The sequence below is a fragment of the candidate division WOR-3 bacterium genome, from assembly GCA_039803545.1.
Classification (GTDB): Bacteria; Hydrothermota; Hydrothermia; order UBA1063; family UBA1063; genus UBA1063.
Genome location: JBDRYS010000001.1, coordinates 618,034 through 639,382 on the forward strand (window position 1 = coordinate 618,034; position 21,349 = coordinate 639,382).

Here is a 21,349-nt window from a genome sequence, read left to right on the forward strand (position 1 = left end):
AGTTCCCTATTCCTGTAAAATTTCTTTTCGCCTTTTTTCGAATTCCTCGAGAGCAACCTCGAAGTCTTCTTTCCTTCCGAGGTCAAGCCAGAACCCATCGTGTAAATAAATTCCGATCTCAAGATTATCCTTCAAAAGGTCATTGACCAGGTCAGGAAAGTCGTACTTCTGGTTTTCAGGGATTCTCCTCAAAATGTAAGGATTGAAAACATAAACCCCCATGGAAACGTAATATTCAAGGGTGGGCTTTTCCTGATACTCCTTAAGAACATTCCCCTCAAATTTAACTACCCCAAATTCCGTTGCAATCTCTCGTTTTACAACACCAATGGTTAGTGGCTTACCCTGTATTAGATGGAATCTATAGATTTTCTGAAAGTCAAGGTCCGTGAGGGTATCGCCATTAACCACGAGAAAGGATTCATCCAGTTTATCCCTTAGAAGTTTCAAAGGCCCTACAGTACCAAGCTCTCTGTCTTCCAGGGAATATTCGATGTTTGCCCCCCACTTCTTTCCATTGTTAAAGTACGATTTAATAAGTTCTGCAAGATGGCCACAGGCAACGTAAATTTCTGTAAATCCGCTTTTTACCAGCTTCTTCACAATGATCTCCATTATGGGCATATCACCAACGGGCATAAGAGGCTTAGGAATTACGAGGGAATAGGGTTCAAGCCGCTTTCCCTTTCCGCCCGCCAGAATTACCGCCTTCATTGTAGTCTCCAATCCATGGGATTAATATCCTCAAAAAGTCTGTCCTTATCTTCAAGGGTCTCGAGAAGATTTAAATCTTCCGCACTTAAGCCTTGCTTTTCCCTCAATTTAGTTAGCATATCAAGAAGCCTTTTGCAGTATTCATAGTGAATCGCCACCCTCTGTTCAGCGTAATCCCTGGCGCTCCACGTAGTTATGAGAAATTGCCAGTCAGAGGATTGAAGCAGGAGGACTTCCCTCCCCAGCTGTTTTAGAATTCTGAAATACATCGGTTCCTTTGCGAAATCTTCATTTAAGGCCTCTTTAAAAAACCTGTCCTCAACCTCATAGATCTTTTCCCAGGTCCAGGAGGTCCAATCGTTTAACCAAACCCAGTGAAAACCTCCTTCCCCCCATGATCCCTCTGGAAGATTAACAACAGTTTCGGGTGGGTATTTCCGATGATATTCACCGAGGGTAATAGTTTCTACCAAGTTGCTTTTACTAATATTTTCGAAAACCTTTTCAAGCCACTCTATACCCTCAAACCACCAGTGACCGTAAAGCTCTGTGTCAAAGGGTGCTACAATGACGGGATTTTCCAGTTCACTCTCAGTAATGATCTTTTCGATTAGACCTACAAAATGATTTGCATGGCTCTGCAAGGCCATTTCAGCCCAATCCCTTCGGTACTCATCCTTGTTTCCGAGGTCTACATCTTTCCCAGTAATTCTCCAGTAACGATGGCCCCCAGGGAAGTGCTTTTTATGGAATTCCAGATATGCAAAATCACCGGGATAACCAATATCCCTTGACCATACCTGCAGGGCAGTCCTCGGATCCCTTGCAAATACACCCGCCCCGGCTTTTTTACCAGGTGAAACTACATAGTAGTTTCGGAGGGTGTCTTTCTTTTCAATTTCGAGCGGCTTATAGGCAGAGGCCTGGGTCTCCCACAAAAGCTTAAGGGCATCGAAAAGCCCAATGTAAGTTCCAACCGCTTTACCGCCCTCAATCAGGTGGTGATCAACGAGGAAATACTCGATCCCCAATTTGTTGTAAATTTCTTCAAGGCCAAGCCTAACATACTTTGGGTAATTTCCTACGGGCGATTTCCATTCGTAGGAAAATCGGTAAGCCAGTTCAGGTGGCCAGATACCAGAAGGCTCTAAGCCCACATTTTTTGAAAAAGCCCTCTTGCCTTCCAAAACCTGGGCATAGCAGGACTCGTCCTTTAACAAAAGAGGCAGATATCCATGAGTTGCTCCAGAGGTAATCATTTCGATGTGACCTGCTTTGTAATAAGTTGCGAATTTATCAAGAATGTCTTTATTTATCCTATCGAAATATTCACCAACCTGTTCGTAAAACCTTTGCCAGAAAACGGCAAGACTCGCCCTATGTTTATACCCCGTTTTTAAGAAATAGACTTCATCCTCTTTCGCCGAGTCAATCTTCTGTTCAATGTAACCTTTAACTCCTTCTTTAAACCTCACGTCTTTAAGCTGCTCTTGCAAAACTGGAGTAATCCCTATGGTAAAATGTACCCTAACACCTTTGGACACGAGCCTCTCCAAGGCCATAAGGAGTGGAATGTAGGTTTCCGTTGCCGCTTCATAAAGCCACTCCGCACCGTGGGGCCATATACCATGCCCAAGAACGTAAGGCAAGTGGGAATGTAACACTAAAGAAAAATAACCCCTCTTAGCCATAATCTCCCCTAAAAGCTTATGTCAGCTTCTCTCAAATACCTTGCTGCCTCTTCCGGCGGTGTGGGGTTTATATAAAGGCCAGAACCCCACTCAAATCCAGCAATCTTTGTAATCCTCGGAATAAGTTCTATGTGCCAGTGATAATCGTACTCAATTGTTGACCAGTAATCAGGCCTGCCTGGCCTCTCGTGGGGGCTTGGCGCAGTGTGAAGAACCATATTAAAGGGAGGGTCATTCAAAACCACTTTAATACGCAGCAGCATTTCCTTTAAAACGCTGGCAAGGACTTCCAGTTCATGATCTTCAAGGAGGGCAAAATCGTGAAGATGTTTCTTAGGAATTAGCCAGGTTTCGAAGGGGAAGGATGAGGCAAAAGGTTCCCAAACAATGTAGTTATCCCTGTCCATTACAATGCGAGAACCATATTGAAGCTCCTGACTTATAATGTCACACATTAAACATCTTTCCTTGGTCCTAAAATGGTCCCTCGACGCTTGAAGCTCAGTGACTACTACCGTTGGAATCATAGGTGTTGCAATCAATTGAGAATGGGGATGGGACAGTGAGGCTCCCGCCTCTCTCCCATAATTCTTGAAGATGAGCACATAACGAATGCGAACGTCCTTCCGTAGATCCTTAATACGCTCTCTATAGGCTATCAACACCTTTTTTATCTGTTCAACACTTAGATCTCCTAAATTCTTATCGTGTTCCGGGGTTTCAATAATCACCTCATGGGCACCAATTCCATTGATTTTGTCAAAAAGTCCAACTGCCTCCCGAGTTAATTCGCCTTCGACTCGAAGAGCAGGAAACTTATTAGGTACAACCCTTACTTCCCAACCCTCCGTATTGGGGGCACGATCCTTCGGACCAATAACAAAAATCTCTGGTGGTGTTGTGTGTTCATGCCCATAGCAAAAGGGACAAACTCCCCCTTTAATTTCTTCCTTTGTCGTCACGTAATCTGATGGCCTTCTACCCCTCTCCGTTGAAATAATCGTCCATCTAACTCTGAAGACATCATATCTCAGCTCAGGCATTTTTCCCTCCTTTGAACCTCACTCTGATTAAATCCCTGTAATTCTTGCCCATCAGTTTAGCTAATAGAAAAATTGAGCTTCCCTGATATACTAAGTCAAACCCCTTTTCTGACTGGGAAATAGTCAAGATAGGGTAAAGGTATATATCCTCAAAATGGGAACCTTCTATGGATACGATCACTCCTAAAATCTCATCTGCGATTTCCAAACGATTCCTACCCTTTAAAAGGTATTCACTGTGGCTTATGTTTACGTTACTGCCATCAAAAACAAGAGTTGGCACTTCAAACTTTAAATTCAACTCAACACCAAGAAGGTGATCCAAATCCCCCTCGCTCTTTATTGTCAACCCTAAGTCAAATCCACCCTTAACCGGTGCAATAGTCTTAACAACACTCACCTTCACTTCCCTTTCCCCTTTTACTCTTCCCTGGCGCCTTAATTGAAGCACGTTTCGATTAAATTTATAATCAAATTCTCCCGCAACAAAGTCGCCTAACTCCTCATAACGGTTATATCTAAGGCCCTGCAAATCCAATTCCTTAGGAAGGAAATGGACGAAGAAGGAGTAACGAGGATACTTGTCATAGACCATCTCTTTGGCACTTTGTTCATCAATCCATTTCTCCTGTTCATGAATGGAAGCGACTCCTTCCTTAGGTGGCTCTCCGATTTTCACACCCACATGATAGTGCTCAAAACGCCTTGTCAGGGTGTCCTGGAAATTATAAAGGTATTTAAAACTGGAAATCTCATAAATAGAGCCACCAAGATGGGGTATTATTGTAAGCCTCAAATCCTTACTTTTTATGCTGATCTCCGGCCTACCATCTTTATTCAGGTCCTCCACCAGTCTTTCAGGACTCTTCACATTCCTGTCAACTTCAATGAGGTTGGAATATATCTCTTTTCTTAGATGGGGAAGGTATAAGCCCCCAAAAACTCCATGCCAGTAAGCATCGTTGCACTGAGCTCTGTAAAGATTAATCTTTAATTTTCGAACCTTACTTGTAGAGAGAAGTTCTGAAAGATATAGCATCTTCTTGTGCATGTTGTTGGACTCTTCATATTTTACTAAGAAGTTCTTCCAAATACCACCCCTTACAAACCTCCTGTACTCATCGAAAATGCCCTCTGCTCGTAGCCTGTTTACAAACTTAATGAAATCCACGGCCCCATCCGCCGGAAGAGACCACTCACCCATTTCAAAATAGGAAGCGGTGGGAAGATAAATCCTACCAAGAGGAGAGAAAAATTTCATTGCCTCAGAATAGGTCATGGGCTCAATATCGTCGCTATTTAAAACTGCCTCAACAAAATTTCTAAGCCATCCTCTTTCATAAACCCATTCATAAGTCCCGGGCCAGAGCCCAAATTTTTCGCCATCATCGAAGATTATAGCCATTTGGCCTGGAATATTCTTTATGTAGTCGATACTTTGATAAACCTCTCTAAAGGGGGTTAAATACCTGAGGGTCTCATCAATGGGAAAAATGGCTAAGGTCTTCCCTTCCCCTTCTGTTACATAATACCCGTGCAGCTCCTCTTTCTTTTTTCCCGCAGAGAGAAAGTGAAAGTCGTCCACAAGGACATATTTTATCCCGCTCTCAACGAGGGATTGGACAATATCTGATTCCCATACCCTTTCAGTCAACCACAGGCCTTTTGCATCGTAGTTGAAACGGTCTTTAATATAATCTTTGGCAAGCTTTATTTGCCCAATCCTATCCCTGTGGGGAATAGAGGCGAGTACAGGCTCATAAAAACCGCTAATCACCAGCTCTAATTGTCCCCTCAAGACCATCTCCCTTACCTTTTCGATGTATTCAGGGTGCTCTGCCTCAAAATACTCCCAAAGAGGACCGGTTGTGTGCATCGAAAACTTGAACTGTGGGTATTCATACATAATATCGAGGAAAGGCTTGTAACTGCGCTCAAAGGAGTGGTCAAAAACGTGTTTGAAATTTCCAACGGGTTGATGGTTATGAACTCCAAATAGCAGTTTCTTCTTCATTTCACCTCCTACCAGATTTGATCGATTTCATCCTTCTGCAACTTATTAATTTTAAAGGAGCCAACTCGTGGATACCTTTCAGCAACCTCTTCACCTCTTACAATTAAATAAAACTTCAATTCCTTTGAATTACCGCACAAACCCAGGGGCAGGGCAATTTCCAGAACCTTCCGGTACGCAAATTCAACGCCCTCATAATTAGAACTATTCTGTTTCAAATCTATAACGATGTCGCTCCCGCCCTCGAAGTAGAGCTCCAATCTTTCGATGGAACGCCCTGGTTGTAACCTGAGCATTAAAAAGATCTTTTCATCATTAAAGCCGTAAACAATTTTCTCCAAAAAGTAACTTTTCACAACCATTTGACCTGTTGAAAAGGTGGAAACATCAAATTCACCAGCCCCTAAGTACTCGTAATAACTTTCCACGAGACCATCGATTTTGGGATTGATATAAGATACTGCCAAGACAGAAGGGGTAATACTTTGAATCTCCTTTTTGATTGGTTCTTCAAGGAAATCGGGAACCTGGAGATTTGCAAGTTCGAGCGCTCTTTTTAAATGCTTTCTAAAAAGTTCATCAAACTCCCTAAAATACAGGGTAAAATTGTCGTCTCCATACCACCAAAACCAGTCAGACCCCTCGGCACACATCAATTCCTCTTCTGCCTGTGGGTTTAAATGACCTTTTAACATCGATTTAACCTGCGCTAAATATTTCCATGCCCTATTCTTCTCTTCATGCCCTACCCAGGTGGTAAAGTCTCCCCGGATCCAGGAACCTGGATGCAGATAATGTAAAGGCTCCGCCCCCTCCTCTGCTACTTCACTGAAGGTAGCGGTTTTTATACGGGTGCATTTGTTCAAAAGACTGTATAATGTTTCTAGAAATTTAAGACCCCCATTGGGATAATTATCCCATGGGTTTTCACCATCGAGAATTATAGACACTATCCTATCCTCAACCTTGGAGAGGTCTCTTAACCTTTCAAAAAGGTCCAGGGCAGCTTCTACCTCACCCTGTCTTGTATATTCGAAGCCTATTTTGTCTGAAAGGATCCGATCCCTGAAAAAAATCTTTATACCATTTACGAGATAAGGCTTGTAAATCTTTTCTCTATCAAGGGTTCTGAGAGATTTGAAAAGGATTTCCTCGTCCGTTGCAATCCATTTAATTCCGTACTCCCTGTAAATATCTACAGTGTCCATAGAAACCGAGCCTTCCGCAGGCCACATACCCTGGACCTTTACCTTCATTGTTTCAGCCATGAATTGAACTGCCTTGGCTACTTGCCTCTTTGCATTTTCAGGTTCAGAAAAGGTAAAGTCGGGCTTACGGGTATTAGGGTTTGAAATTTCTGCATTCTTAGAATTGCAAATTACAGGGAGAATCGGATGGTAATAAGGAGTCGTTGATATCTCAATATGTTTAGATTCGTGCAATTCTCTATAAAGATCAACGGTCTTTTTAATCAGCGGAACCATCTCCTGGTAGAGCAGTTTGACATCTTCATCGCTGTATTTTTGGCCTTTCTTTCCAAGTTCTTTTAAAACGGGATGATTCTCGATAATCAAGGGACTTACAGCACTAAATAGCCAGTAAAACTTCAAATCACGAAGATCCTGAAGGGTAAAATATTTCCACCGGGACTCAATTTCATGGGGTTTCCCCCTTTTTCTTAAAAGATAGTAATAACGGGGATATGGCCTAATTCTGGTCTTTTCGCTTACGTTAAAGAAATGAAAGAGGATAAATTTAATCTCTTCTTCCGTTAAAGAATCTGCAGGCTTTAACGCAAGATTTGTAAATTTGCACTCTGCCTTGCCTTCCGCATAGTCAAGAAGTTGCTCAATAAGAACGGGGACAAGGTTAAAGGTTACCTTAACTTCATCAAACTTTGAAAGAATATAAGGCATCTCATAGTACTCTCTCAGGGCATGCTGAAGGACCCAAGGCAAATAGTATACACGTCTGCCATTTTCATTCACAAAATAGGCAGGCTGGTGCATGTGCCAGAGGAAAAGTACCCTCATTGTTCCTTAGCTTTCTCGATAATCCTCTTATAGGTCTTTAAAACCTTTTCCAATTCCTCTTTATCTTTAAACTGTGCATATATGCTTATAGAAGGATGATACTCCTCCGGCCTTATCAAAATCCATCCACTATCTTTAAAGATCTTAATGCCATCTACAAAGAGGCATTTTCTCCCTTGATGGATTCCGCAATTTCTCGCATGACGGTCCCTTTTTTCTCAAAAGAACATGGGATTCTCTCTTGATAAATTTCAAAAGGAGGAATACTTCTGGAAAGTTCTGCAATGTCGATTTTTGAAGAGGAGACAATTTCAAGAATCCTCCCAAAGGCAAACATTGGATCTGAAACGCAGTGTAACTCAGGGAATATCAAATGCCCTTCTCCAGTTCCCGCGAAAATAACATCGTGCTTACCCGCCTCAATCTCCGATATACGGGAAGACGACTGAACAAATTTTATCTCAACACCACTTCTTTCACAAACTTTTGCTACTTCATCAGGAACAAAGGGCGGTAGGACAACGGTTCCTTTAAGACCCGCACTAATGACAAGGTATAGGACAAAAACAAGCAAATCTACTCCACTCCAGACTCTACCTGTGGGGTCAAACAGGGCAAGCCTCTCACCGCCAGGATAAAAGTAGACACCAAGGTCATATTTCAAATTTACTATCAAATGGGAGATTCGCTCTAAGGAACGTTTTAAATCTTCCTCGTTTTTTGGCTTTCGCTCAACATCAATATGGGCATTAAGGCTTATATATTCAATGAGAAATTCATTAACGATATAGGGGAAAAAGTCGGCAATCTCACCGTGGGCATAGTCAAAAACCACCTTCAAGGGTGTTCCCTTTATTACATCGAGATTTAATGACTTGAGGTAAGATTCCCGATAAAATTCGAAAATCCTGTTTTCAACTACAATCTGTCCCGCTTCACTGTAATGTGCCCTTCGGAAGTCTTCCCTATAGAAAACCCTTTCGATAGATTTAGCAAAGTCTGGTGAAATTTGAAAAGCGTTAGAATCAAAAAATATGATATCCGTTGAAGGGGGATCGTCAGGAGTCTGCCTGAAATATACACCTCCGATTTCACCAAAGGTACTGAGTTTGAATCTCAAAATGGGCAATGGAATCATCTGGGCGTCTTTGATATTCACACCGCTGGCTCCAAGACCACCAATAAAAGCGCGTCTCAAATTCCGTGCAGAGGGGCTGGCATCCCGCCCCAAAATAACCCACGAATTTCTGGTCAATAAGGCACCATACGCCGCACCGAGTTTCGCGCACATCTCTGGAGTAAGTTCCACATTGGTCAAACCAGTAATCTTTGACCCCTGGAAGAGGGACCTTTTCCACTTTTCACCCCACACCACATTAGAAATCACCACCGCTGAGTCTTCAACGATCTTCCGAGGCCAGATTTTAACATTCTCCCTAACTACCGCATTTTTCCCGATAATGCATTCATCGGCAATAACTGCCCCCTCATTAATCTCAGCTTCGTCGAGCACGCTCACTCCGTTCATCAAAACGGCACCATGTATCTTTGCGCCTCTTTTTATATAGACGTTATCCCAGATTATTGAATCAACTATCTCCACTCCCTGCTCTATCACACAGTTATTCCCAATCGAAGACCTCTGTATTTTGCATCTATCACCGATAGTAGTGTTTTTACCTATAATAACAGTACCCTTAAAATCAACGTCTTCACCTATTTTAACATCCTCTCCAACTCGTACATCGCGACCCACAAGGTCCAGTTTCGTCCCTTCAATAGCAATATTCACCTTACCATCAAAAACATCATAGTGGGCATAACGGTAGGCATCGGGGTCTCCGATATCTCTCCAGTACCCTTTTCCGATAAAGCCATAGAGTGGCTTTCCCTCCTTTAGAAGCAATGGGAAAAGGTCCTTAGAGTAGTCAAAGGCGTTCCCCTTTGGGATATAATTGAAAACTTCCCTATTTAGCAAATAGATACCGGTGTTTATTGTATCAGAAAAGACCTCTCCCCATGTTGGCTTTTCAAGAAATTTGACAATCCTGGAATTCTCATCAGTGATTACGATACCAAATTGCAACGGATCGGCAACCCTGGTGAGTCCAATGGTAACCATTGACTTTTTCTTTTCATGAAAATCCATCATAGCTTTAAGGTTATAATCGGTAAGTAGATCACCGCTTATTACAAGAATCCTTTCCTCATCACCAAGGTATTCCTCAGCCATTTTGCAGGCGCCAGCAGTACCGTAATCCTCCTGAGGTACTACATAGGTAATCTTAACCCCGAAATCAGAGCCATCCCCAAAGTAGTTCTTTATAACCTCGGGCTGGAAATAAAGGAGCATGATAAGATCTTCAATTCCGTGTTTTTTAAGGTGCGAAACAATCCTTTCAAGGATCGGTTTGTTTACCAGTGGCAACATAGGTTTAGGTATACTCATAGTTAAAGGTCTTATCCTTGTACCAAAACCGCCTGCCATAACAATACACTTCATAACGACACTCCTGTGTTACTGTAAATATTAAAAGCAATATGAACAATAATCAAGTGGACAGCGAGATTTGACACTATAATGCCGCGCAAAAAGCTTTAAAAATTTTACTTTTCTAATTACTTTCCAGTCTCTCTTACTCTTGGGATTTCTTGTTTAAAACCTCCAGGATCTGTCTCAAAAGTTTACCTCTTCCAAGGACTCTGGAGGTGGCGTTTCTTTTTCCTCACGATTTCCTGGAGTTTTTGCATTGGGAAAACTGCTGCAAAGTAAATGGCTGCTGAAACAAGTAGAAAATTGGTAGTCGCATTAATAAACTTTACAATTTGCATAGGCCCGCGCATTATAGCAGAAAAGTCAGACTTTTTTAGATGGCACAAATCAAAGGAGTTAGTACATCTGCCATTAAGGGGTTAACGACCTGCCCGAAGGAGCTACCAATTATGACTGCGTCCGCAAGATCTACCACACTTCCCCGCATTATGAAATTCTTGAAACTTTTTCACCCCAATCACACCTTTTAAGCACATCAAATAGACAAAAATGAAAACTTCAAAAAACTAAACGACTTCCTATGGAAATTTGTTATTTAGCGGTCTCTTTCTTTCTCTGAAGCAGCTTTTTAATTTCGTTTTTCAACTCCGTAGGATCACCTGATTTCACTACGTAGGCATCGGCGAACCAGGCGGTATACTCGTCCTGATAGGAACTATAAGCTGTAAACAGGATAACGGGGATGTCCTTCTTTTTCTTTTCTTTCTCAAGGCTTTCAAGAACTTCAAGCCCTGACTTTCCCTTCATCTTAATATCGAGGATGACAAGGTCTACCTGCTCTGTTGATATCTTATAAAGGGCTTCTTCAGCATTTTCCGCCGTTACCACATCATACCCTTCTCTCCGCAGCATCTCTCCATATACCGCCCTTATATCAGGCTCATCGTCCACCAATAAAATTCTGTAATTAGCCATTTCCCCTCCTTTTTATCCTTTAATAACCGCTATAGGGACCATCCTTGCCACTTTCTTAGAAATCCCTGCATTGTGAACCACATCGACCACCACGTCAACATCCTTGTAAGCATCGGGAACCTCTTCGCTCAAAGTCTCCATAGAATGAACCTTCACAAGGATACCTTGTCTTCGTAGCTCCTCAATTATATTTCTTCCCCTTGTTTGTCTTATAGCCTCACTCCGGGAAAGGACCCTTCCTGCGCCATGTGCCGTTGAGCCAAAGGTTTCTTCCATCGCCCTTTGGGTTCCAAGAAGTATGTAAGAGGCAGTTCCCATATCACCGGGGATTAAAACAGGCTGGCCTATCTCCTTATAAACTGCGGGAACTTGAGGGTGCCCCTTCGGAAACGCTCTTGTAGCACCCTTTCTGTGAACAACAACCTTTTTAACCTGCCCATCCACCACATGGTCTTCAACCTTAGCGATGTTGTGAGCAACGTCGTAAATGATCTGCATACCCAGTTTTTCTGCACTCTCGCCAAGGACTTTTTCAAAGGACTCCCTTATCCAGTGGGTAATAAACTGCCTATTTGCCCAGGCAAAATTGGCAGCACATACCATTGCACCAAAGTAGGCCTGCCCCTCAGGGGACTTGAAAGGCACCGATGCCAGCTGTCTATCGGGTACATTAATGCCATACTTATTCATTGCATTCTGAAGCTGCCTAACATAATCGTCGCAAATTTGGTGGCCAAAACCCCTGGAGCCTGTATGGATCATGATTGTAATAGTACCTTCCTCAATCCCTATGATTTTTGCTGCCTCCCTATCAAAGATCCTCTCAACCACCTGGATTTCAAGAAAATGATTACCCGCACCAAGAGACCCAAGCTGAGGAAGTCCCCTTTCGATTGCCCTCCTTGAGACCTTGTCAGGATTTGCACCGCTCATTGCCCCACCTTCTTCAATCCTCTCCAGGTCTTCCTTCCAGCCAAAGCCCCGTTCCACTACCCAGCGGGCACCATTGAGCATCACATCCCTCAATTCCTTTTCTGTGACTTTGTAAATTCCACCCTTACCCACACCTGCAGGGACATTGTGGAAAACAGCATCCAGAATCTTTTCCAAATGTTTTTCAATATCCGATTTCTTCAGATTTGTTCTTAGTATTCTAACTCCACAGTTTATGTCGTATCCTACTCCACCAGGTGAGATTACCCCCTCTTCCACATCGAAGGAAGCAACTCCGCCAATGGGGAAACCATATCCCCAATGGATATCCGGCATAGCAATGGAATACTTTTGAATCCCGGGAAGACAGGCTACGTTCGCTACCTGCTCAGGTGCATTGTCCTTCTTAATGGAGTCCAGAAGTTTCTCAGAAGCATAAATGATACCTGGAACCCTCATGCACCTTTTATAATCTTGACTAATCTTCCACCTAAAATTGTCAATTTTTTCCAACCTGCCTTCCCACATATTTCACCTCCGCGAATTGTATACTTCCAAAGCCGTCCCTAAAATTCTAATTGCATCTCTCAATTTATCCTCTTCCAAGACATAGGCAATTCTAACCTCATCCACTCCCTTACCAGGCGTTAAGTAAAAGGATTCAGCAGGGGCTACCATCAATGTCTTCCCATCAACATTAAAATCTTTCAAAAGCCAAAGTGCAAAGTCTTCCGCATTTTCTACAGGGAGTTTCACAACGGTGTAAAAGGCACCCTCGGGTTTTCTTGCCTCAATTCCGGGAATTTTCGCGAGTTCGTCAAAAACCGCATTCCTTCTCTTTTCATATTCTGCTATCATAGGTCCTATAAATTCATCGATATGCCTAAATCCGTTGACTGCTCCCCATTGCTCTATGGTAGGTGGGCATAGTCTTGCTTGACCCATCTTTAAAAAGGCTTCAAGAAATTCTTTATTTTTCGTAACTATAAAGCCCACACGGGCACCACAAGCGCTAAACCTCTTAGAGATTGAATCAAGAACGATTAGTTGATCATGTACATCTTCAAATTTTAATGTTGTCGTAGGCTTACGCCCATCAAAGGCGAACTCCCTGTAGACTTCGTCCACAAGCAGATATAACCCAAATTCCTTTACCACTTTTATAACATTCTCAAATTCTTCATCTTCATAAATTGTACCCGTAGGATTGTTGGGGGAGCAAAGGAGGATGGCCCTGGTTTTATCAGTCACCAATTTTTTTATGACTTCATAGGATGGCAGATGAAATCCATCTTCCACCGAAGTTGGAATAGGCCTTAAGAATATCCCAACTTGCTGGGCAAATCCTTGATAATTGGTATAAAAAGGCTCCGGCACCAAGACCTCATCTCCATAGTCACCCACCAAGAGAAAGGCAAATAAAATCGCTTCAGAACCTCCTGTAGTTATAAAGACCTCAGAAGGCGATACTTTAACACCGAATCTTTCAAAATAATGGGCAATTGCCTCCCTCAACTCAGGAATACCATCGGAAGGACCATAGGGGAGAACGGGGTCACTAAAATTTCTTATTCCTTCAAATATTTGCCTTGGCGTTGGAACATCTGGCTGACCTATATTTAGATGATAGACAGTGATACCTTTCTTTTTTGCCTCCACTGCGTATGGATAAAGCTTCCTGATTGGTGAAGCCTGCATCTCCTTCGCCCTATTGGAAATCCTTAACGTATTTTTCTTAATGGACATAAATTCCTCCTTTCATGCATAAATTTAAGCCAATTTGTGCGAACTGTAAAGATACAAATTGAGAAACTTGAACTCCCATTGAAAATGCTGTAACCTTTAAGTGAAATTAAAGAATATGAATTTGCCGAAAAAATTTTTTGAGATTGCCGCGCAAAACGCTGTAGATAGCATCTATTTTTTATCCCCTGAAAGACAAATTCTCTTCTGGAACAAATCGGCAGAAACGCTGACAGGATATAAAGCGAGGGAAGTCGTAGGAAGATATTGCTATGATAACATTTTAAGACACATAGATGAAAAAGGTAACAACCTGTGCACGGGCAAATGTCCCGTAGTGAAAGCAGTAGAAACGGGGAAAATTCAGGAAGCTGACGTTTTTCTTCACGATAAGCAAGGGGCAAGGATTCCAGTTCACGTGGTAGTTTACCCCGTAAAAAACACCGAAGGTAAAGTCATAGGGGCAGTAGAGAGATTTAACATAAACCTTGGGACATCATTAACCCTTGAAAGTATAAAAAATTTAGAAAAAGAGGCCTTTCTTGACCCCTTAACAGCGATACCAAACCGGAGGTATTTGGAGAAAAAGTTGAGGGAGGCCTTCAAAAGATATCGTTACGACGGGAAAAAGTTTGGAGTTCTTTTTATTGACCTCGATAACTTCAAAGGTATAAATGACAAATTTGGGCATCTTTGCGGGGACAAGGTATTGAAAGCCATCAGCCAGACAATTTTGATGAACATCAAACCTATAGATACTGTGGGAAGATACGGCGGAGACGAGCTTGTAGTTATTTTACAGGATGTAACTAAGTCAAAACTTAAAAAAATCGCAGAGAAACTTTGGAGACTTATAAAAAGTTCAGAAGTAACTTGCGAGGGTCAAGAGATATCGGTTTCAGCCTCCATTGGAGGCGCTGTAGTTCGAGAAGATGACAGTTTCTATAGAATATTAAAAAGGACTGATAACTACCTCCAACGAGCAAAAGCGAGTAAACCTTCCATTTTTATAGGGGATTAAGCCTTTGCTTTTGAATTTTTCGCTTCATAAAGTCTCGAATCAGCAATCTTAAGGAGATCTTCTAAACTATTACCCTCCCCAATCGCAGCAATTCCATAAGAAAAAGACAGCGTAAATTCTTTTCCCTCACAGACTATCTTTTCGCTTAAGAATTGGTCTCTAATTTTTCCTACTACCTGCTCTGCATCTCTCCCTGATGTTTTATAAAGCAAAATAACGAATTCATCTCCTCCATAGCGAATAATATGATCATCCTTTCTAAGTGAACTTGTCATCTTTGAAACCATCTTTCTCAATACACAATCCCCCAAAAGATGTCCAAACTGGTCGTTAAATTCTTTAAAGCCATCAATATCAATGAGGCAAACGGTATAAAGTTCTGGCACAATTTCCCTGATCTTCCAAAGAAATCTCCTGTTCAAGGCACCTGTTAATGGGTCCCTCATCGATTCCATTTCCAGAAACTCTGCCCTTCTTTTTTCCAAAACGAGCCTACGGTATAGAGTGGTAAAATCATTCACTATGTAAGAAACATTGATCAAAAGGAATACTGGTAACACAAACTGCGTGAGCAGAGGAACTGGCGAATTAGTGATTAAAACGTAAACATCCCTGAAAACATAGAGTAGTAAAAAGAGCACTGCGTAAAAACTTAAAGTTGTCAGAAAATCTGATGATTTGGTTTCGGGTGGCACCAAAGCCCTTTTAAAAAATAAAAGCAGGATAAAAGCCATACTCAGGAAAACCGTCACATCCAATTTGAGGTAAGTACGACGCACGATAACGCTGTCGTTTTTGGTTGCGAGCAGAAGGAGGGAAAGCACCGCATTGATAATTACAAGAACATACCCAGCATTCCTCAGTGCCCCCTTATAGCCAAATTCATAAATAAAACCGAGGGCATACAATGACATTGATAAGTAAAGGCTAGAAACCACGATCTTTTTGTAAAAAGCATATGGCAAAGGTAAATAGGGAATGTAGAGGTAATCAACAAGATAAAGGGCAAAAAGGATAAGTGAAATTCCGACAACTGCCCTGTGTTTTCTTAAGCCAATCATGAAAGGCAAAAGTATCATAAAAATCCCAAGGACCACAAAGACACTTATATAAAACTGGTTCAAAACCTGATTTAAAAACCCCAATAAAATGTAACGAGTCTTGGCATACCTTAGATCACCTACAAAAATAGGGTAAAAGACCCCAACAGTATTCTCAGTTTTAACCACTAATTTCACCTCGTTGGAATCACGTTGTAAGTCCTTTTCCATCAGAAAGAGTTCAGGCTTATTCCACCTAAGCGAAGCAAGACCCAGTAAATTTCCAGACGTCCCTATGAGATGGCCGTTAAGATAAACTGCTAAATAATTTCCATCAATGAAAGGAATGAAGATAGAAGGTCTATTACATTGAACTCTTCTCAAATTGAATCGAAAAATGTGAGTCCCTGGTGATTCTGAGAAGAAAGGTACCGAAATCGTCGAATCGCCACTTTGAAAAGAAGATACAAATATACAATCTCCGCACCCTATACTTCTTGTATCGTAGAGTCTCTCAAACAATTTAAAAGTCGCAGCTGATAATAGCACAACTACAAACGAAGCCACAATTCTTATGCCAATCTTTCCCATATTAAATACCCAACCTATTCAATGACTCTGTAAAATTCCCTGGCTGGCTTCCTCGGAGGGGCTGCAGGAATCTCCATAGGCCACCCAAGGGGAGTAACCGTGGCCACATAGTGATCCAGAGGCACACCGATTTTTTCTTTAACTTCAGGCCTGTCCATGTCAGCAATCCAACAGGTCCCTAAACCCAGGGTCCAGGCAGCTAACATAAAATGATAAGCAGCAATGCAACCATCCTGCACGTAGCGCCTTGACTTTGACGGATCAGAACAAATTGCCACAGCATAAGGCGCTTCAAGGATTGGCCTTGCAGGTTCTCTTATGTTGCCGAGAAACTGAATTATTTCGGGGTTCTTAATCACTATGAAATAGTAGGATTGTGAATTCCTGGCCGTGGGAGCCCATCTACAGAGTTCAAAAAGTTTTTCGAAAATTTCATCGGGAATAGGATCTCTTTTGTATTTCCTTATACTCCTTCTTTCGACCAATAACCTCTGAGCGTCCATGCCTTTATTATGTAGCAAAACTTACTTAAAGGCAAGATGTTTTTAGAAGCCTGTTTTACTTTGAACTTCCATGCACTAAATATTAAAATTAAACCTGCTCAAAGGAGGTTCAATTGATTGATCGAAAGTTGTTGAGAGAAAATGCAAATTTATTGAGAGAGGCCCTTACAAAAAGAAACTATGACACTGGAATTTTAGAAGAATTAATAAGACTGGATGAAGATACACGTACCCTGCGAAAAGAAATTGAAACTATAAGAGCGGAAAAAAATAAAATTAGCAAGGAGATCTCCAGGGCAAGGAGAGAAAATTCAAATCCCGAACAACTGTTAAATCAGGCAAAGGAAATCGACACAAAACTCGAAGAACTCGAAGAAGTATTAGAAGAAAAGGAAAGGATTCTAAACGAAAAGATATTGTACTTGCCCAACATTCCTCATGAATCATGCCCTGTGGGTAAAAGCTCAGAAGATAACGTAGTAGTAAGGCAACACGGTAAGCTAAGAGAATTTAGTTTTACACCTAAGCCTCATTGGGATATTGCCGAAAATCTCAAGATCATTGATTTTGAGAAGGCAGGTGAAATTTCAGGGTCACGATTCGCAATTTACAAAAACGAAGGTGCAGAACTAGAAAGGGCGCTGATCAACTTCTTTTTAGATCAAAACAAGAAAAAAGGTTATGAAGAAATACTACCACCGACCTTAGTGAAAGAGGAATCGATGTATGTTTCGGCGCATTTACCAAAATTTAAAGAGGAAATGTATTACATCCCGGAAGATGAACTCTTTTTAATTCCAACGGCCGAAACAGTCTTAGCGAATTTGCATCGAGATGAGATTTTAAACGAAGAAGAACTTCCAAAATATTACATGGCCTATACCCCGTGTTACAGAAGGGAAGCAGGATCTTACGGGAAAGATGTGAGAGGAATTATAAGAGTACATCAATTCAACAAAGTGGAACTCTTTAAATTCACCAAACCTGAAGATTCCTATGATGAGCTGGAAAAGATGGTTCAAGATGTTGAAGATCTCTTAAAGTTATTAGGGATCCCTTATCGCGTCGTTTTACTTTGCACCGGCGATATGGGCTTTGCCTCATCAAAAACCTACGATATAGAAGTTTGGGCACCTGGTGTTGGAAGATGGTTGGAGGCTTCATCCTGTTCTAACACAGAAAGCTTCCAGACAAGAAGGGCCAAGATGAGGTTCAGAAGAAAAGATGGCCGAATTGAATATCCTCATGCTTTAAACGGTTCAGGACTTGCAACGCCGAGGGTCTTTATAGCAATCCTTGAAAATTTCCAGAGAGAGGATGGAAGTGTAGAAATTCCTGAGGTGCTGAGACCCTACATGGGGGGTAAAAATGTCATCCTACCAAAATGAAAGGGAAGAAATTTTACGAGTTTTAAAAATTTTATATGAAAAAGATTTCATCCAGGCTAATGTGGGCAACATTAGTGTAAAGGTAAGCGAGACAGAAATTCTTATCACGCCCCGCGGTAAAAGGAAAGCCGAATTAAACCCAGAAGACATTCTTCTCGTTGACATAAACGGGAATGTGATTGAAGGCACACTGATTCCATCTATTGAATTGAGGACCCATCTCGCCTGGTACAGGGTTAGACCCGACATTCGTGCGATCATCCATGCACATCCTCCCTACACCACCGCTGCGTCTTTCTATACTCCGGTGGAATCAAAACCATTGATGACAGAATTGGCTGACATTCTTGGACAGAAACTCCTCTCCATACCTTATAAAAAGGCAGGCTCTCCGGAACTTGAAGAAGACGTCGCCGATAAAGGTTCAACGGAAGGGGTCTATATTTTAATACTTCAAAAACACGGGGTCCTTGTTGCAGGAAAAGACCTGATTGAAGCACTAAACCGACTGGAACTCCTGGAATTCGACACCAAAATTAAAATTTTAAAGGAATTGGTAATATGAAGTGGAGTTCTAACAAGGTCAGGGAAACTTTTCTGCAATATTTTAGAGAACGAGACCACGTTATAGTCCCCAGTTCTTCATTATTACCCAAGAACGACCCAACCCTTCTCTTTACCAACGCGGGCATGAACCAGTTCAAACTCTTCTTCCTTGGGGTCGTTAAACCACCTTTTACCCGCGCTGCCTCTTGCCAAAAGTGTTTAAGGGCTGGTGGAAAACACAATGACCTCGATAACGTCGGCTTTACCAAAAGGCACCATACCTTTTTTGAGATGCTCGGGAACTTTTCCTTCAATGATTACTTCAAAGAAGAAGCCATTAAATTTGCCTGGGAACTTCTTACAGAGATATACGGACTCGAAAAAGAAAAACTCTGGGTTACGGTATACAGGGAAGATGACGAGGCATACAATATCTGGAAAGATATCATTGGCGTGCCTGCAAATCGAATCGTAAAGCTTGGCGAAAAAGACAACTTCTGGGAAATGGGTGAACAAGGACCTGCAGGGCCTTGCTCAGAAATTCTCTACGATCTCGGAGAAGAGGCCGATCCTAAACAAAAGACACCTGAAATGGAAGGAGAACGCTTCCTTGAAATCTGGAATCTCGTATTCATGCAGTACAATAGAAATGAAAAGGGTGAACTGGAAAAGCTGAGCACTAAAAACATTGACACAGGAATGGGGCTCGAAAGACTCCTACGGGTTTTAAATGGTGCAGATTCCAACTTCCATACAGATCTTTTCATGCCCATTATCGAAGAGGTGGAAAGGATAACTGGGGTAAAATACTCCTGTGACGAGCGAGGAAGCGCACACAGGGTATTAGCAGACCATTCTCGTGCTTTGACCTTTGCTATCTCTGACGGGATCTACCCATCCAATTACGGTAGAGGTTATGTATTAAGAAGGATTCTCCGTAGAGCGCACCGTTTTGCCCAGAAGATTGGATACGGAGACAAGCCCATAGTTTACAGATTGGTCCCCGTAGTAGTGGAAATAATGAAAGACGCCTATCCTGAATTAACGGAAAGAAAAACGGAATTGGAATTTATCATTAAAAGAGAAGAAGAAAGATTTATTGAAAACATTGCCAGAACCCTTCCGAAGCTGGAGCAGGAAATCGAAGATGCTAAGCCATCGGGTGTCTTGAGCGGTAAGGTGGTATTTAAATTCTACGACACTTATGGACTCCCTCTCGATTTAATCGAAGAGTATGCCAAGGATGCGGGGCTCTCAATAGATTGGTCCTCCTTTGAAGAGGAGATGGACATCCAGAGAGAAAAGGCAAGAAAAACGGAAATATTCAAAGTGGATTTGCCCGAGGAATGGGTAACTTTCAGAGAAGGTCAAGTGAAATTTGTAGGTTACGAAAAACTCGAAACCCTCTCAAGAATTCTAAAATACGGGTTCAAAGGCGGGAAAATATACATAATAACCGAAGAAACGCCTTTCTACGCGGAAAGTGGAGGTCAAGTTGGTGACAAGGGATTTATAGAAGGGGAAGGTCCTGAAGGGCATTTCTTCGTCGAGGTTTTAGATACGAAAAAGTTAGAAAATCAAATTATACATATTGGAAAGTTGGTTGAAGGTAAGATTCAAGATGTAGAGGTCAGGTTAGTTGTTGACGAAAAACTCAGGAAGGGTGCTCAAAGAGCCCATACCGCAACTCACCTTCTCCATGCTGCCCTACGAGAAGTTCTTGGTGAACACGTAAGGCAAGAGGGTTCCTTGGTGGAACCTGATAGGCTGAGATTTGACTTTTTACATTTCTCAAAACTAAGAAAGGATGAGATTGAAGAAATTGAAAGAATTGTTAACACAAAGATCGTTGAAAATATTCCTGTTGTGATAAAATACCTAAAATATGATGAGGCAGTTAAAGATGGCGCAATGGCGCTTTTCGAGGGGAAATACGGTGAAATCGTTAGGGTAATTTACATCGGCGATTTCTCGCGGGAGCTATGTGGCGGTACCCATGTGGAAAGAACCGGAGACATAGGATTTTTCAAAATAGTAAAGGAAGAGGCCTCCAGTGCCAATATTAGAAGGATTGAAGCCTACACAGGGCTCAAAGCCCTTCAATATGTTCAGAAAATGGAGGAAACAATTATAAGTTCAGCCGAATTGCTATCTACTACTCCGGATAAGCTGACTGAAAAAATTGAGAAGAACCTCGAGCTTATGAAATCCTTAGAAGACGAAGTTAAAACTTATTTGACCAAATGGGCGGACCTAAAAGTTAAAAAAATTTTGGAAAAGCCATTAAAATTCAATAACTTTTTAGTTTTTGCAGAATATGTTAAAAACGCGGATATACATGCGCTGAGGGCCTTAGCTGATAGAATCAGAGTAACCCAAGACCATGGAGTTGTGATCCTGATTGGCAGTAGAGAAAACAACGTCTCCTTCATGGTAGAGATTCTTGGGAACATTGAAGGTATTGATGCATCAAAACTGGTGAAAATTATCGGAAAACATATAAAAGGTGGTGGCGGTGGGAGTAAAACAAAGGCTGAAGGCGGTGGCAAGGACCCTTCAAAAATAGGAGAAGTTTTAGATCTGATAAGAACAGGAAAACTTTTTACTCAGGAGGTTTAAT

General features: G+C 41.8%; 17 protein-coding genes and 1 pseudogene. 4 read left to right on the forward strand and 14 right to left on the reverse strand.

Translation table 11 applies throughout. From position 1 onward, the window contains the following. Positions 1-6 precede the first annotated feature (6 nt). From ABIM45_02790 to ABIM45_02845, 12 genes and pseudogenes are all read right to left on the reverse strand, one after another. Positions 7-714, reverse strand: a complete 708-nt coding sequence (locus ABIM45_02790) for a sugar phosphate nucleotidyltransferase (protein MEO0238838.1) — start codon at positions 712-714, stop codon at positions 7-9. Next, entirely contained in the window at positions 711-2,405 is a 1,695-nt protein-coding gene (locus ABIM45_02795) for a 1,4-alpha-glucan branching protein domain-containing protein (protein ID MEO0238839.1), read from the reverse strand. The genes ABIM45_02790 and ABIM45_02795 overlap by 4 nt, the downstream gene beginning before the upstream one ends. Before the next feature lie 8 nt (positions 2,406-2,413). After that, positions 2,414-3,448: a galactose-1-phosphate uridylyltransferase gene (gene galT, locus ABIM45_02800; protein ID MEO0238840.1), complete on the reverse strand. Its 1,035-nt coding sequence runs from the start codon at positions 3,446-3,448 to the stop codon at positions 2,414-2,416. Next, positions 3,441-5,462, reverse strand: coding sequence for an alpha-amylase/4-alpha-glucanotransferase domain-containing protein (locus ABIM45_02805; protein ID MEO0238841.1), 2,022 nt, complete (start codon positions 5,460-5,462; stop codon positions 3,441-3,443). The genes galT and ABIM45_02805 overlap by 8 nt, the downstream gene beginning before the upstream one ends. Positions 5,463-5,470: 8 nt before the next feature. Then, the gene (locus ABIM45_02810) at positions 5,471-7,495 is read right to left on the reverse strand and encodes a glycoside hydrolase family 57 protein (protein MEO0238842.1); all 2,025 of its coding nucleotides are present in this window, start codon (positions 7,493-7,495) and stop codon (positions 5,471-5,473) included. After that, positions 7,492-7,614, reverse strand: a complete 123-nt coding sequence (locus tag ABIM45_02815; GenBank protein MEO0238843.1) for a hypothetical protein — start codon at positions 7,612-7,614, stop codon at positions 7,492-7,494. The genes ABIM45_02810 and ABIM45_02815 overlap by 4 nt, the downstream gene beginning before the upstream one ends. Positions 7,615-7,649: 35 nt before the next feature. Then, the gene (locus tag ABIM45_02820) at positions 7,650-9,998 is read right to left on the reverse strand and encodes a sugar phosphate nucleotidyltransferase (protein MEO0238844.1); all 2,349 of its coding nucleotides are present in this window, start codon (positions 9,996-9,998) and stop codon (positions 7,650-7,652) included. 182 nt (positions 9,999-10,180) lie between these two features. After that, positions 10,181-10,327: a hypothetical protein gene (locus ABIM45_02825; protein ID MEO0238845.1), complete on the reverse strand. Its 147-nt coding sequence runs from the start codon at positions 10,325-10,327 to the stop codon at positions 10,181-10,183. 35 nt (positions 10,328-10,362) lie between these two features. Then, a pseudogene (locus tag ABIM45_02830) lies at positions 10,363-10,485 on the reverse strand (MscL family protein). A gap of 95 nt (positions 10,486-10,580) precedes the next feature. Next, on the reverse strand, positions 10,581-10,964 hold the full coding sequence (locus ABIM45_02835; protein MEO0238846.1) for a response regulator: 384 nt from the start codon (positions 10,962-10,964) through the stop codon (positions 10,581-10,583). 12 nt (positions 10,965-10,976) lie between these two features. Beyond that, a complete protein-coding gene (locus ABIM45_02840) occupies positions 10,977-12,425 on the reverse strand; it encodes an RtcB family protein (GenBank protein MEO0238847.1) in 1,449 nt (482 codons plus the stop codon). Positions 12,426-12,428: 3 nt separating this feature from the next. Then, entirely contained in the window at positions 12,429-13,643 is a 1,215-nt protein-coding gene (locus ABIM45_02845; protein MEO0238848.1) for a pyridoxal phosphate-dependent aminotransferase, read from the reverse strand. A 115-nt stretch (positions 13,644-13,758) separates the two neighbouring features. Between ABIM45_02845 and ABIM45_02850 the strand changes: the two genes are divergently transcribed. Next, positions 13,759-14,661: a sensor domain-containing diguanylate cyclase gene (locus tag ABIM45_02850; GenBank protein ID MEO0238849.1), complete on the forward strand. Its 903-nt coding sequence runs from the start codon at positions 13,759-13,761 to the stop codon at positions 14,659-14,661. Here the strand turns inward: ABIM45_02850 and ABIM45_02855 are convergent. Next, positions 14,658-16,292 (reverse strand): GGDEF domain-containing protein, encoded by a 1,635-nt coding sequence (locus ABIM45_02855; protein MEO0238850.1) that lies wholly within the window; start codon positions 16,290-16,292, stop codon positions 14,658-14,660. The two genes, ABIM45_02850 and ABIM45_02855, sit on opposite strands and share 4 nt — an antisense overlap. A 14-nt stretch (positions 16,293-16,306) precedes the next feature. Further along, entirely contained in the window at positions 16,307-16,795 is a 489-nt protein-coding gene (locus ABIM45_02860) for a nitroreductase family protein (GenBank protein ID MEO0238851.1), read from the reverse strand. Positions 16,796-16,908: 113 nt separating this feature from the next. Between ABIM45_02860 and serS the strand changes: the two genes are divergently transcribed. From serS to alaS, 3 genes are read left to right on the forward strand one after another with little or no spacing between them, the layout of a single operon-like run. Next, positions 16,909-18,183, forward strand: coding sequence for a serine--tRNA ligase (serS, locus tag ABIM45_02865; protein ID MEO0238852.1), 1,275 nt, complete (start codon positions 16,909-16,911; stop codon positions 18,181-18,183). Beyond that, on the forward strand, positions 18,164-18,748 hold the full coding sequence (locus tag ABIM45_02870; protein ID MEO0238853.1) for a class II aldolase/adducin family protein: 585 nt from the start codon (positions 18,164-18,166) through the stop codon (positions 18,746-18,748). The genes serS and ABIM45_02870 overlap by 20 nt, the downstream gene beginning before the upstream one ends. Further along, positions 18,745-21,348 (forward strand): alanine--tRNA ligase, encoded by a 2,604-nt coding sequence (gene alaS, locus ABIM45_02875; GenBank protein MEO0238854.1) that lies wholly within the window; start codon positions 18,745-18,747, stop codon positions 21,346-21,348. Before ABIM45_02870 ends, alaS begins: the two co-directional genes overlap by 4 nt. The last annotated feature ends 1 nt before the right edge of the window (position 21,349 follow it).

Bases quoted from the DNA above. Each gene is read 5' to 3' on its own strand.
- alaS (MEO0238854.1), top strand. From the start codon at position 18,745: ATGAAGTGGAGTTCTAACAAGGTCAGGGAAACTTTTCTGCAATATTTT.
- ABIM45_02860 (MEO0238851.1), bottom strand. From the start codon at position 16,795: ATGGACGCTCAGAGGTTATTGGTCGAAAGAAGGAGTATAAGGAAATAC.
- ABIM45_02850 (MEO0238849.1), top strand. From the start codon at position 13,759: ATGAATTTGCCGAAAAAATTTTTTGAGATTGCCGCGCAAAACGCTGTA.
- ABIM45_02795 (MEO0238839.1), bottom strand. From the start codon at position 2,405: ATGGCTAAGAGGGGTTATTTTTCTTTAGTGTTACATTCCCACTTGCCT.
- ABIM45_02870 (MEO0238853.1), top strand. From the start codon at position 18,164: ATGTCATCCTACCAAAATGAAAGGGAAGAAATTTTACGAGTTTTAAAA.
- ABIM45_02840 (MEO0238847.1), bottom strand. From the start codon at position 12,425: ATGTGGGAAGGCAGGTTGGAAAAAATTGACAATTTTAGGTGGAAGATT.
- ABIM45_02790 (MEO0238838.1), bottom strand. From the start codon at position 714: ATGAAGGCGGTAATTCTGGCGGGCGGAAAGGGAAAGCGGCTTGAACCC.
- ABIM45_02820 (MEO0238844.1), bottom strand. From the start codon at position 9,998: ATGAAGTGTATTGTTATGGCAGGCGGTTTTGGTACAAGGATAAGACCT.
- ABIM45_02845 (MEO0238848.1), bottom strand. From the start codon at position 13,643: ATGTCCATTAAGAAAAATACGTTAAGGATTTCCAATAGGGCGAAGGAG.
- ABIM45_02855 (MEO0238850.1), bottom strand. From the start codon at position 16,292: ATGGGAAAGATTGGCATAAGAATTGTGGCTTCGTTTGTAGTTGTGCTA.
- ABIM45_02825 (MEO0238845.1), bottom strand. From the start codon at position 10,327: ATGCAAATTGTAAAGTTTATTAATGCGACTACCAATTTTCTACTTGTT.
- ABIM45_02810 (MEO0238842.1), bottom strand. From the start codon at position 7,495: ATGAGGGTACTTTTCCTCTGGCACATGCACCAGCCTGCCTATTTTGTG.
- ABIM45_02835 (MEO0238846.1), bottom strand. From the start codon at position 10,964: ATGGCTAATTACAGAATTTTATTGGTGGACGATGAGCCTGATATAAGG.
- galT (MEO0238840.1), bottom strand. From the start codon at position 3,448: ATGCCTGAGCTGAGATATGATGTCTTCAGAGTTAGATGGACGATTATT.
- ABIM45_02805 (MEO0238841.1), bottom strand. From the start codon at position 5,462: ATGAAGAAGAAACTGCTATTTGGAGTTCATAACCATCAACCCGTTGGA.